This window comes from Methylobacterium sp. Leaf361 (genome assembly GCF_001424445.1).
Taxonomy (GTDB): Bacteria; Pseudomonadota; Alphaproteobacteria; order Rhizobiales; family Beijerinckiaceae; genus Methylobacterium.
The window spans coordinates 154,495-166,871 of the sequence record NZ_LMPY01000001.1 but is presented as its reverse complement, the minus strand read 5'-3'; the positions used below and the strand labels follow the sequence as shown (position 1 = coordinate 166,871).

The window sequence follows — 12,377 nt, the reverse complement described above, 5'->3', positions numbered from 1 at the left end:
GGCGGTGGTCCCGTCAGTTGGCCGCGATCGCGGAGGGATGCTGCGCCAGCGGCGTCACGCTGATCGCCATATACGGGTAGAGCGGCAGCGAACTCAGGATTTCGTGAAGTTCATCGTTTCCCGCCACGTCGAAGACACTGTAATTGGCGTACTGCCCGGCGATGCGCCAGAGATGCCGCCATCGGCCATCTTGCTGGAGCTTCTTGGCGTAGGCCTTCTCCTCGGCCTTCAGGCGAGCCGCCTCCTCCTTCGGGAGGGACGCCGGAATGTTGACCTGCATGTGGACCATGTAGAGCATGACGTCGAACCTCTGCCGCCGGTCGTTCCGGGGCGTTTGACCTGCGGTCTGCTGCGTCGCGAAGCGCCGGACGACGCCGACACGACGCCGAGACGCGGCCGAGACCGGCGCGGTGCTGCCGTACGCGCCGCGGCGCCCGATGGCCAGACCGGATCAGGCATCGGCTCGGATCAGGTCGGCGGCCTTCTCGGCGATCATGAACACCGCGGCCTGCGTGTTGCCGGAGACGATGCGCGGCATGATCGAGGCATCGGCCACCCGAAGGCCGGCCACGCCGCGCACGCGCAGGCTGGGATCCGTCACCGAATCCGGATCGTCGCCCATGCGGCACGTGCCGCAGATGTGGTAGATCGTCTGGCCGTCGCGGCGGGCGAAATCGAGCCAGTCCGCGTCGGTCCGGCAGTCCGGACCGGGGTTGAGCTCGGCCCCGCGGAAGCGCTCCATCGGCGCCTGCGCGACGATGGCGCGGGCGATCTTCATGCCCTCGACCATCGCCCGGCGATCCTCCGCGGTGGCGAGGAAGTTCGGGCGGATGGCGGGCGGCGCGAGCGGGTCGGGCGACGCGGCGTGGATCGTCCCGCGCGATTCCGGTCGCAACTGCGTGACGCCGATCGTCATGCCGGGCAGGCGGTCGAGCTTGCGCTCGGCGGCGTTGGCGTAGCTCGCGTGCATGAAGAAGTACTGCACGTCGGGCCCGTCGAGCCCCGGCCGGGTGCGCACGAAGCCGTGGGCGAGACCGGTCCCCAGCGCCAGGATGCCCTGCCGCGTCGCGAGGTAGCGCGCCGCCGCGAGGCCGAGGCGCAGGCCGCGGGTCTGCTCGTTCAGCGTCACCGGCAGGCGCACGCGCCAGTTCATGCGCGTGCAGTAATGGTCCATGTAGTTGGCGCCGACGCCGGGGAGGGCGCGCCGCACGGCGACGCCGAGCCATCCGAGGATCGCCGGATCGCCGAGGCCGGACAGTTCCAGGATCTGCGGGGTCTGGGCCGCCCCCGCGGCGAGGATCACTTCCCCGCGGCAGCGGAAGAGCCGCTCGCGGCCGCCGACCAGAGCGGCGACGCCGCTCGCCCGACCCGCGTCGAAGGTCAGCCGCAGGACGTGCGCGTCGGTCACGACGGCGAGGTTCGGGCGGGCCAGGGCCGGCCGCAGATAGGCATCGGCGGCGCTGACGCGCCGGCCGCGCCGCTGGTTCACTTGGTAGTAGCCGAAGCCGTCCTGGCTCTCCGCATTGTAGTCGGGATTGCGCGGGTAGCCTGCCGCCTGCGCGGCGGCGATGAAGGCCTCCGCGATCGCAGGACGCTCGGCCACTTCCGTCAGCGGCAGCGGACCGCCGCGGGCACGCAACGGTTCGCGGCCGCCCTCGTAATCCTCGAGCCTGCGGAAATAGGGGAGCACGTCCGAGAATCCCCAGCCGCGGCACCCGGCCTGCGCCCAGGCATCGTAATCCTGCGGCTGTCCGCGCACGTAGATCATGCCGTTGATCAGCGTCGACCCGCCGAGGCCCTTGCCCCGCGGGACCGCGATCACCCGGCCGCCGGTCGCCGCCTCGGGCTCGGTCCGGAACCGCCAGTTGTAGGATGGGTGCTGGAGCAGGCGGCTGAAGCCCGCCGGGATCGCGACCCAGGGGCTGCGCGCCCGTCCCCCCGCCTCGAGGAGCAGGACCCGGTGCGTCCCGGACTCGGTCAGGCGGTTGGCTAGGACGCAGCCCGCGGTGCCGCCGCCCACGATCACGTAGTCGAACGCGCCGGCCGCGACGGCGTCGATGTCGGTCGGTCCCACGGTGCGCCCCAAGCTCAGTCCCCGGTTCCCGCCTCAGAGGGCGCCCATGTGGCGGGCCATCAGGGCGATCTGACACTCCAGCATCGGCAGGCCCTTCTGGACGCGGCAGCCCGCCATCAGCGCGGCGGCGAGCAGCGGCGTGGTCTCGGGATCCATGATCGCCTCGGCGACGAACTGGCCGGCGTGGAGGGCGCCCAGGTCGAAGGGGGCGGCGTCCTGCGGGCGCATCCCGAGCGACGTGCCGTTGACGAGGAGATCGTGCTCCGCCTGGACGCCTTCGGCCGCGACCGCCAGCCCGGGATAGGCGGCGCGCAGACGCTCCGCCAGCGCTTGGGCGCGGTCGGCAGTGCGGTTCAGGATCGTCAGGCGGGCGACACCGGCCTCGGCGAGCGCGAAGGCGATGGCGCTCGCCGCGCCGCCGGCCCCCGCCAGCGCCGCGCTCCGGCCGCGCGGCTCCAGGCCCGACGCGCGCAGCGCCTCGACGAAGCCGATCCCGTCGAGCATCGTGCCGACCATGCGCCCGTCCGCCTCCCGCCGGACGCAGTTGACCGCCCCGATCTGCTCGGCCTCCCGGGTGAGGGCGTCGCACAGGCCGGTCATCGCGGTCTTGTGCGGGACCGTGGCGATGAAGCCGCCGAAATTGCGCAGGTGCCGCAGCCCGTCCATCACGGCGGCGAGGCCGTCCGCCGCCACGTGCAGCGGGACGAGGACGCCGTCCACGCCGTGGCGGGCGAAGAGCGCCCCCATCACCTCGGGCGCCTTCACGTGGTAGATCGGGTCCGCCAGGATCCCATAGACCCGGGTCCGCCCGGTGATCCCGGTCGCGGTGACCGCGCTGCTCATGGCCGTCCTCCCGTCCATCGCCTGTCCCGACCGGTCCCGGCTCACGTCATGTAGAGGCCGCCGGCGACGTCGACGGTCTGACCGGTGACGAAGCTGGCCTCGGCGGAGGTCAGGTAGAGGGCGAGATCCGCGACCTCCTCGGGGGCGCCGAGCCGGCCCATCGGGGTCAGGCGCACCTGCTCGTCATTGACGGCACGGCCCACCGCCCGGACCATCGGGGTCTCGATCCGCCCCGGCGCGATCGCGTTGACGCGGATGCCGAACGGGCCGAGTTCGGCCGCGAGGTGCTTGGTGAGCCCGATCAGGCCGGCCTTCGAGGCCGCGTAGTGGCAGGCGACGATCGGCGAGTGGGTCTTGCCCGCCACCGACGACATGTTGACGATCCAGCCGCGCCCGGCCGCGCACATCGCGGGCGCCAGCGCGCGGACGGTGTTGAACGCCCCCGTCAGGTTGACCGCGATGACGCGGTTCCACTCCGCCGGATCCATCTCCCAGACCCGGTGGGCCGCCCCATCGTGCTTGGGCGAGATGCCGGCGTTGTTGACCACCGTGTCGAACGCGCCGCCCATCGCGGCGGCGGCCTCCGACAGGGCCGCCTCGACGGCCGCGTAGTCGGCGACGTCGAGGCGCAGCGGCAGGGCGCGACCGTCTCCGCCCTCGATCGCCGCGACGGTCGCCATGACGTCGTCCGGGTTCACGTCGGCCACGCCCACCAGGGCGCCCCGCGCGCCGAACCCTTCCGCGATCGCCCGGCCTATCCCGCGGCCGGCCCCGGTGACGAGGACGCGCCGGCCGGCGTGGCTCGGGCGCCGCGCGATCGCCTCGGCGTTCGTCTGCCGCTCGGTCATCTCAGATCCCCAGATAGGCGCGTCGGACGTGGTCGTTCTCGAGAAGGGCCGCGGACGCGTCGGCGAGGACGATCTCGCCGTTCTCCAGAACGTAGCCCCGGTCGGCCACCTGCAGCGTGTGGAACACGTTCTGCTCGACGATCAGGACGGTGGCGCCGGTCTTCACGATCCGGTCCACCACCGCGAAGACCTGCGCCACCACGATCGGGGCGAGGCCCAGCGAGGGCTCGTCGAACATCAGGAGCTTGGGACGGGCCATCATCCCGCGGGCGATGGCCACCATCTGCTGCTCGCCGCCCGAGAGGGAGCCGGCATTCTGGTCGAGGCGCTCGCGCACCCGCGGGAACAGGTCGAGCACGTCCGCGAGCGTCTCCGACTGGCGCTCGCGCGCCGCGCGGCGGTAGGCGCCCATCAGCAGGTTCTCCCGCACCGTCATCTCGGGGAAGAGCTGGCGCCCCTCCGGGATCAGGGTGACGCCGCGCGCCACCATCTCGTGGCCCGAGAGCCGGGTGACGTCCTCGTCCTCGAACAGGATCCGGCCGCGGGTGGGCTTCACCAGGCCCGCGATGGTCCGCAGCGTCGTCGTCTTGCCGGCCCCGTTCGCGCCGACGATCGTCACCACCTCGCCGGCGCGCACCTCGAGCGAGACGGCGTGCAGGATGCTGGTCGCGCCGTAACCGGCATCCATGCGCTCAAGCGTGAGCATGGGCGAACTCCTTGCCGAGATACGCCTCGATCACGGCTGCGTCGCGCACCACGTCCTGCGGGCTGCCCTGGGCGATGATCTGCCCGGAACTCAGGACGATCACCCGGTCGGAGAGCGCCATCACCGCCTGCATGACGTGCTCGATCGCGATGATGCTGACGCCGGTGTCGCGGATCGACAGCATCAGGTCGATGGCGCGGCGCACGTCGGTCTGGTTGATGCCGGCCATGACCTCGTCGAGCAGAAGCACGCGCGGGCGCATCGCCATCACGCGGGCGACCTCGAGCCGCTTGAGGCCCCCGATGGTGAGGCCGCGCGCCTCGCTCCCGAGCCAGGGCGCGAGCCCCATCCGCTCGGCGGTCTCGCGCGCGACCGCCCGGGCCTCGCGGACGTCGCTGTGGCGGTGGAACGCGCCGACCATGATGTTCTCCTCGACCGTCATGGCCGCAAAGGGCTGCACGATCTGGAAGGTGCGGCCGACGCCGAGCGTCGCGAAATCCGACGGCCGGCCCGGCCGGTGCCACGTCCCGTCCGGCGCGCGGACGCTCACCGTGCCGGCATCGGGCTTGAGGAAGCCCGAGATCATGTTGAAGACGGTGGTCTTGCCGGCCCCGTTGGGGCCGATCAGGCCGAGAATCTCGCCCTCCCGGAGCGTGAAGCCGACATCGTTGGTGACGTGCAGGCCGCCGAAGCGCTTCTGCAGGCCCTCGACCCGGATCAGGTCCGCGCCGACCGGCGGCCGCTCCGGGGCCCGCGGAACGGCCGGAACCGACGCCGCCTGCGCGCCGCGGCCGCCCGCGCGAGCCCGCGCGAAGCGGGACACGAGGCCCATCAGCCCGTTGGGCAGGAACAGGACGACGAGCACCAGAACGAGGCCGTAGACGAGGCCGTGGAGCCCTAGGGCCTTGGCGCCCAGCCAGCCGCGGGCCAGTTCGGTGATCGGCACGAGGAGCAGCGCGCCGAGGAGCGGCCCGAACACCGTGCCGAGTCCGCCGATCAGCGCGAACATCGCGATCTGGATCGACAGGGTGAGCGAGAACATCGCCGCCGGCTCGATGAAGGTCAGGTACATGGCGTGGAAGGTGCCGACCATCGCGGTGAGCCCCCCCGACACCGCCACGGCGACGAGCCGCACCTGCACCGTGCGCACGCCCGCGGCGCGCGCGGCCGATTCCCGCTCGCGGGTGGCGACGAGGTAGAAGCCGATCCGGTGGCTACGCATCCACCACGCGACCGCCAGGGTCAGCAGGAGGAGCCCGAAGGCGATGGCCAGCGGCGGCCAGCGGTCCCGGAACACCATCCACGTCCAGCCAAACTTCAGCGGGATCATCAGACCGGTGGCGCCGCCGGTCAGGTCCCGGAAATGCAGCGCCAGGACGCGGAAGACTTCGAGGAAGGCGATGGTCGCCAGCGAGAAGAACGGCCCGTGCAGCCGGAAGCACGGGTAGCTGATCGCCAGCGCCACCAGCACGGCGAGGGCGGCGCCGGCCACCATGCCGATCCACGGGCTGATCCCGGCGCCGACGAGCAGCATCCCGCAATAGGCGCCGAGACCGTAGAAGATGCCGTGGCCGAGGGAGAGCTGGCCGGCGTACCCGCCGACGATGTTCCAGGCGGTCGAGAGCGCGGCGAAGACGCAGATCGTGATGAAGACGTGGTAGATGAACGGGTTGCCGACCGCGACCGGCACCGCCACCAGGGCCGCGAGGACGAGCGCCAGCGCCGCCGCGCCCCGGCGCGGGAAGGCGGACGATGCGGCGGACGGTGCGGCTGTCGGGGCCGCGGACGGTGCTGCGGCGAGCGGGATATCGGTCATCGCGGGCTCCCTCACGGCGAGACGTGGGACAGCCGCAGCTGCCGCCCGAAGAGGCCCGAGGGCTTCAGGATCAGGATCGCCAGGAACACGCCGAAGACCGCGACCTCGCGCATGTCCGCGCCGACGTAGAAGCCCGTGACGCTGTCGATCAGGCCGATCAGGATCGCCCCGACGAAGGCGCCGCGGATGGAGCCGAGGCCGCCGAGCACGACGACCACGAAGGCGATCAGCACGAAGTAGGTGCCGCTGTTGGGCGAGGTCGGGTAGAGCGGCGCGATCAGCACCGCCGCCACCCCGACGCAGGCCGCGCCGATGCCGAACGTCAGGGCGTAGATCCGGTCGACGTCGATGCCCATCAGCTCGGCCGCCGCGCGGTTCTGGGCGACCGCGCGGATCGCCCGGCCCGTGCGGGTGCGCGCCAGGAACATCTGGAGCCCCGCCACCAGCACGATCGCGGAGCCGAGGATCACCACCTGCCCGAGCAGCACCCGGACCGGGCCGATCTCCAGCGGCTGGCGCAGGCCCGACGGCGGCGTGTTGGCGATGTCGGCCCCGAAGACGAGGAGGGCGAGGTTGATCAGCACCGTCGACAGGCCCACCGTGGCGAAGATCTGGATGTGATGGTCGCCCGCGGCGAGCAGGGGCTGGATCAGGAACCGCTGTGTGAGGGCGCCCAGCAGGAACAGGACCGGCACGACGAGGATCACCGCCGCGAAGGGGTGCAGCCCGAGCCCGGTCACCGCGAGATAGGTCAGGTACATCCCGACCATCAGGAACTCGCCGTGGGCGAAGTTCACGACCTTCACGATGCCGAAGATCAGGGTCAGCCCGACGCTGACGATCGCGAACAGGCCGCCGAGCATCACCCCGTTGGCGAGCACTTGGAGGAAGACGTCCATCCCCGATCTCCGTGGACCTGCGTGACGGCGGCGCTGTTACCTTCGGAGACCTGCGGTTACTTGCGCATCTCCATGGGCGCGACGGCGGCGCTGTCGGGATAGACCGTGACGAGCTTGCCGCCCTGCCACTGCATGCCCATCATCGCGGCGCGTTCGTTCTGGTTGTTCTTGCCGAACTTGAACCCGTAGCCGACCGCGGTGACGCCGTCCTTCACGTCGATGGCCTGGACGGCCTTGACGATGGTGTCGGGCTCGAAGCCCTTCGCCTTGCCGATGGCCTCGAGGATGAGCTTGGCGCCGACGTAGTTATTCAGGGAGTGCCCGGAGCGCGGGGCGCTCCCGTACTTCTTCTGATAGGCCGCGACGAAGTTCTCGATGCCGGGCGTGTACTTCGTGTTGACGAGGTACTGTGTGAAATCCGTGTCGAGCACGCCCTCGATGACCTTGTGGCCGACCGCGTCGGCGGTGGGCTGCATCGAGTAGCCGCCGCCGCCGCCGATGATGGCGCCCGGCTTGAAGCCCGCCTCGTTGGCCTGCTGCAGGAACAGTACGGAATCGTTCTGGTAGGACGTCTGGAGCAGGACGTCGATGCCGCGCCCCTTCAGGTCGAGGACGAGGGAGGACATGTCGACCGTCGAGGCGGGGTAGCCCTGCGCGGTCACGACGTTGAGCTTGGCCTGGGCGGCGAACTTCTTCTGAAAGCCCGCCACCGAGGTGCCGTAGCTCGAATCCTCGTAGATGATGCCGATCTTCAGGTCCTCGGGCTTCTTGCCGAGCCCGGCGGCGACCTTGTTGACGATCATCTCCACCGCCAGCTTGGCCATGTCCTCGGCCGTCGGGTTGGTGCGGTAGAGGTACTGGAGCCCGCGCCCGGTGACCTCCTCGGCCACCGCGCCGAGCTCGAAATACGGGATGCCAGACAGCTCGGCCACCTGGCTCGCGGCGATGGAGCGGGCGGACGAGTAGGAGCCGAAGATCGCCGCCACCTTCTCCAGGGAGATGAGGCGGCGTGCCTCGCCGATCGCTTGGTTGTTGTCGACGGCGTCGCCGCGGGCGAGCACCACCTTCTGCCCCTGGACGCCGCCGGCTGCGTTGATCTCGTCGACGGCGATCTCGACGCCGCGGGCGCTCTCCTCGCCGAGCAGGGCGAGCTGCCCGCTGAACGGGAAGAGCGCGCCGAACTTCACGTCGGCGGCTCGGGCCGTCGTCGGTCCCGCCGCCTGGGCCGCGGCGCCCAGCACGAGGGCGGCGGCGAGTGCACGCGCCAGAACTCTCATCGTTTCCTCCCGTGTCAGTCGTCGACCCGGCGCTTCGCGCGCCTTCCGGTCGGGTCAATCGTCGGCGTCAGTAGGCGAGGGCGTCCTTGCCCTCGAAGCTGGTGATCGGCGGGTAGGCGCGCTGGTCGGTGATCACGTCGATCACCGTCACGGCGCCGCCGGCGAGCGCGTCGCGCAGCGCCGGTGCGAGATCCTCGGGGCGCTCGACCCGCGTCCCGGCACAGCCGCAGGCCCGCGCGATGGCGGCGTGGTCGACCGCCTCGAAGTCGCAGACGTCGGTGAAGTCGCCGAACAGGCTCAGCTCCGCGTGCTTCTGGTAACCGAGGATCTGGTTGTTCAGGACGACGACGATGACCGGCAGCCGCATCCGCCGCGCCGTCTCCAGCTCCGACCAGACGTGGCCGAAGCCGCCGTCGCCGGTCACGCAGATCACGGGCGCGTCCGGGCGGGCGGCCTTGGCGCCGAGGGCGAAGGGCAGGCCCCAGCCGAGGCCCGCGATGCCGCGCGGCGTCAGGAAGCGCTGGCCGGCCTTCCGCGCCGTCAGGAAGTTGGCGATCCAGATCGAGGCGTAGCTCGCGTCGGCGACGACGACGGTCTCGGCGGTCGTGACCGCGTCGATCTCCGCCATGATCCGCTCCGGCCGGATCGGCGCGGCCTCCATGTCGACGAGGCGGGCCATGTCGCCGGCCTGGGCCTCGCGGGCGCGGGCGATCGTGTCGGCGAGCGGCGCGCGGCGGCCCTCCAATCCCGCGAGGTCGCGCTGCCGGAGCGCCTCGGCGAGGGCGGCGAGGGTCAGCTTGGCGTCGCCGACGAGGCGCAGGGCCTCGTAGTTGCGGCCGACCTCGCCCCCGTCGACGTCGAGATGGATGAAGCGGGCGTCCGCCGGGTAGAGCGACCAGCTGTCGGTGCCGTTCTGGTTGGTGCGGTTTCCGACGAGGAGGACGACGTCAGCCTCCGTGACGAGGCTGCGCAGATGGGACGAGCGCGCCCGCGGCGCCATGAAGTACCCGACGACGCCGACGGAGAGCGGGTCGGTCTCGGCGACGGCCCCCTTGCCCATCACCGTGGTGGCGACCGGCAGTCCGAGACCCTGCAGGGCGGTGAGTTCCGGGTAGGCCCCGGAGGAATGGACGCCGCCGCCCGCGATCACGAGGGGACGCCGCGCGCCGGCGATCAGGTCCGCGGCCTCGGCGATCCGGGCCGGGTCGGCGACCGTGCGGTCGAGGGGGTAGGTGCCCAGGCTCGCCGACCGGCGCGGCGCGGCGGCCTCGAAGTCCGGCCGCTCGTCGAGGAGGTCCAGGGGCACCAGCAGCACAGCCGGCCCGGGCCGCCCGGAGGCCGCGGCCGCGAAGGCCATGTCGACGTAGTCGTCGATGCGCTCGGCGACCGCGACCCGGCGGACCCACTTGGCGACGCCCGCGAACAGGGCGAGGTGGTCCAGTTCCTGGAAGGCGTTCCGGTCGGTGAAGCGGCGGTGGACGTCCTGGACGATCGCCACGACCGGGATCGAGGCCTTCAGGGCTTCCGCGAGGCCCGGCACCAGCAGGGTCGCGGCGGGCCCGTTCTGGGCCGCGACGACCGCGACCCGGCCGGAGATCCGCGCGTAGGCGTCGGCCATGGCGGCGCCCGCGTTCTCGGTGCGGTAGCCGATCTGGCGGATGCCGTGGTGCGGCGCGGCCAGGAACAGTGCCGAGGGGATGCTCTGGCCGAACACGTCGCGGACGCCGTGCCGGTGGAGCGCGGCCGCGAGGGCGTGGGCACCGGTCATGTTGGCGCGCTCGGACATCTCGGACATCAGCGGCTCCCCTGCGCGGCGTCGCCCATCGACAGGACGATCTTCCCGATATGCTGGCCCGCATCCATGCGGGCATGGGCCTCCGCGACCCGCTCGAACGGGAACACGGAATCGATCGGCGGCCGCGCGCGGCCCGCCGCGAGCAGCGGCAGGACGTGCTCGGCGAGGGCTTCGGCGAGGCGCGCCTTCAGGGCCACCGGCCGAGCGCGCAGCGTCGAGCCCGTGAGCGTCACCCGCTTCATCAGCAGCGGCTGGAAGTCGATCTCCGCCACCCGCGAGCCCTGCTGGAAGGCGATCTGCGCGATGCGCCCGTCGACCGCCACGGCATCGAGGTTGCGGGCGATGTAGGGGCCGCCGACCATGTCGAGGATCACGTCGGGCCCGCTCCCGCCGGTGGCGGCCTTGGCCACGGCGACGAAATCCTCCCGCCGATAATCGATGGCCGCGTCCGCGCCGAGCGTCAGGCAGGCCGCGCATTTCTCGGGCGAGCCCGCGGTGACGATCACCCGGGCGCCCCGGGCCTTCGCCAGCAGGATCGCCGTGGTGCCGATACCCGAGGAGCCGCCGTGGATCAGGAGGCTCTCGCCCGCCTGCAGCCGGGCGCGCTCGAACACGTTGCTCCAGACGGTGAAGTAGGTCTCGGGGATCGCCCCCGCCTCGACCGCCGGGAGGCCCGCCGGCACGGGCAGCGCGACCGCCTCATCGACGACGGCCCACTCGGCGTAGGCGCCGCTATGGACCAGCGCCAACACCCGGTCCCCGGTCCGGAAGCGGCCCGCGCCGGGCCCGAGCGCCTCGACGATCCCGGCGAGTTCGAGCCCGAGCACGTCCGAGGCGCCGGGGGGCGGCGGGTAGCGGCCCTCGCGCTGCATCACGTCCGGACGGTTGATGCCCGCGGCCTCGACGCGCACGAGCACCTGGCCCTGCCCCGGCTCCGGGCGCGGACGCTCGACGATCCGGAGGACCTCGGGACCGCCCTGTCCGTCGGCGATCACGGCTCGCATGCCCATGCTCATCGCTCCGTTTCCCGGCTCGCCGCCGCTTCCGGGAGAAGCAGCACCTTCATGGCCTGCCGGCTGCGCGCCAGCTCGAACGCCGCCCCGGCTTCCGTGAGGGGGCGGCGGTGGGTGATCAGCGCCGCCAGCGTCCCGGCATGTGCCGCGAGGAGCGCGAGCGCGGCGTCGAAGGCGCGCGCCGTCGTGTCGTGGGCCGCGCGCAGCTGCTTCTTGCTGCGCACGAAACCCGTCAGGTCGAGGTCGAGGGAGCCGGAATGGATGCCGGCCACCACCATCACGCCGCCCGAGCGCAGGACGGCCAACCCGTCACTGACCGACCGGGCGGAACCGGTCGCCTCGACCACCCGGTCGGCCTCCCCGTCGAAGGCGCGCCGGACGGCGTCGTCCAGGCCGATGCAGGCGAGATCGACCGTGTGGCGGATGCCGATCCGCCGGGCGAGGTCGAGGCGCGCGGCGTCGTCGAGCCCGGCAAGCAGCACGTCCGCGCCCCGCTGCTGTGCCACGAAGGCGATGCAGAGGCCGATCGGGCCCGGCCCGAGCACCGCCACGCGGTCGCCGGGACCGACCTCCGCGACGTCCACCGCGTTGACCGCGACCGCCAGCGGCTCGGCCAGGGCCGCGACGGTCAGCGGCAACCCGTCCGGCAGGCGGCGGCAATTATCGGCCGGGACGACGACCTGATCGGCGAAGGCCCCGTCGGCGTGCAGGCCGACGATGCGGCGGCCCTGGCAATCCTGCGGCCGCGCGGCGGCGCAGGCCGCGCAGGCGCCGCACGGCACCGTCGGCCAGCAGGTGACCCGGTCGCCGACCGCGAGCGCGGTCACGCCGTCCCCCACCGCCCGGACCGTGCCGGAGAACTCGTGACCGAGAGTGACCGGCATGAACGCGGTCATGAACCCGTAGCCCGGGGTCCACTCGAAGGCGTGGATGTCGCTGCCGCAGATGCCGGCCGCGGCGACCGCGACGGTGACGCGTCCCGTGCCCGGGGCAGCGGGCGCATCGACGTGGACGAGGTCCGCCCCGAAGGCGGCGGTCGCCTTGCGCAACGCAAGCATTTCCGTCCCCTCTCTCCCGCCGAGCCTGCCGGCCCGGCGGCCTGCCTC

The 12,377-nt window shown here is 72.3% G+C and carries 11 protein-coding genes; all 11 read right to left on the bottom strand.

Features of this window, described 5'->3' with window-relative positions; genetic code table 11:
• Window positions 1-13 precede the first annotated feature (13 nt).
• Window positions 14-298 carry a muconolactone Delta-isomerase gene (gene catC / locus ASG32_RS00845; protein WP_056521433.1) on the bottom strand — a complete coding sequence of 95 codons (285 nt, stop codon included), beginning with the start codon at window positions 296-298 and terminating at the stop codon, window positions 14-16.
• A 153-nt stretch (window positions 299-451) separates the two neighbouring features.
• Complete coding sequence (locus ASG32_RS00840) at window positions 452-2,074, bottom strand: GMC family oxidoreductase N-terminal domain-containing protein (protein ID WP_056521430.1); 1,623 nt, start codon at window positions 2,072-2,074, stop codon at window positions 452-454.
• Window positions 2,075-2,107: 33 nt separating this feature from the next.
• Window positions 2,108-2,917 carry a shikimate dehydrogenase gene (locus tag ASG32_RS00835; protein WP_056521427.1) on the bottom strand — a complete coding sequence of 270 codons (810 nt, stop codon included), beginning with the start codon at window positions 2,915-2,917 and terminating at the stop codon, window positions 2,108-2,110.
• Between the two features lie 41 nt (window positions 2,918-2,958).
• The gene (gene fabG / locus ASG32_RS00830) at window positions 2,959-3,765 is read right to left on the bottom strand and encodes a 3-oxoacyl-ACP reductase FabG (protein WP_056521424.1); all 807 of its coding nucleotides are present in this window, start codon (window positions 3,763-3,765) and stop codon (window positions 2,959-2,961) included.
• Between the two features lies 1 nt (window position 3,766).
• Window positions 3,767-4,471: an ABC transporter ATP-binding protein gene (locus tag ASG32_RS00825; protein ID WP_056521421.1), complete on the bottom strand. Its 705-nt coding sequence runs from the start codon at window positions 4,469-4,471 to the stop codon at window positions 3,767-3,769.
• Window positions 4,458-6,287, bottom strand: a complete 1,830-nt coding sequence (locus ASG32_RS00820) for a branched-chain amino acid ABC transporter ATP-binding protein/permease (protein ID WP_056521416.1) — start codon at window positions 6,285-6,287, stop codon at window positions 4,458-4,460. The genes ASG32_RS00825 and ASG32_RS00820 overlap by 14 nt, the downstream gene beginning before the upstream one ends.
• An 11-nt stretch (window positions 6,288-6,298) precedes the next feature.
• On the bottom strand, window positions 6,299-7,186 hold the full coding sequence (locus ASG32_RS00815) for a branched-chain amino acid ABC transporter permease (protein WP_020091698.1): 888 nt from the start codon (window positions 7,184-7,186) through the stop codon (window positions 6,299-6,301).
• A 56-nt stretch (window positions 7,187-7,242) separates the two neighbouring features.
• On the bottom strand, window positions 7,243-8,463 hold the full coding sequence (locus ASG32_RS00810) for an ABC transporter substrate-binding protein (protein ID WP_056521413.1): 1,221 nt from the start codon (window positions 8,461-8,463) through the stop codon (window positions 7,243-7,245).
• A gap of 67 nt (window positions 8,464-8,530) precedes the next feature.
• Complete coding sequence (locus ASG32_RS00805; RefSeq protein ID WP_056521410.1) at window positions 8,531-10,258, bottom strand: acetolactate synthase catalytic subunit; 1,728 nt, start codon at window positions 10,256-10,258, stop codon at window positions 8,531-8,533.
• Window positions 10,258-11,274, bottom strand: coding sequence for an NAD(P)H-quinone oxidoreductase (locus ASG32_RS00800; RefSeq protein WP_056521408.1), 1,017 nt, complete (start codon window positions 11,272-11,274; stop codon window positions 10,258-10,260). Before ASG32_RS00800 ends, ASG32_RS00805 begins: the two co-directional genes overlap by 1 nt.
• Entirely contained in the window at window positions 11,271-12,329 is a 1,059-nt protein-coding gene (locus ASG32_RS00795) for an alcohol dehydrogenase catalytic domain-containing protein (protein ID WP_056521404.1), read from the bottom strand. Before ASG32_RS00795 ends, ASG32_RS00800 begins: the two co-directional genes overlap by 4 nt.
• Between the last annotated feature and the right edge of the window lie 48 nt (window positions 12,330-12,377).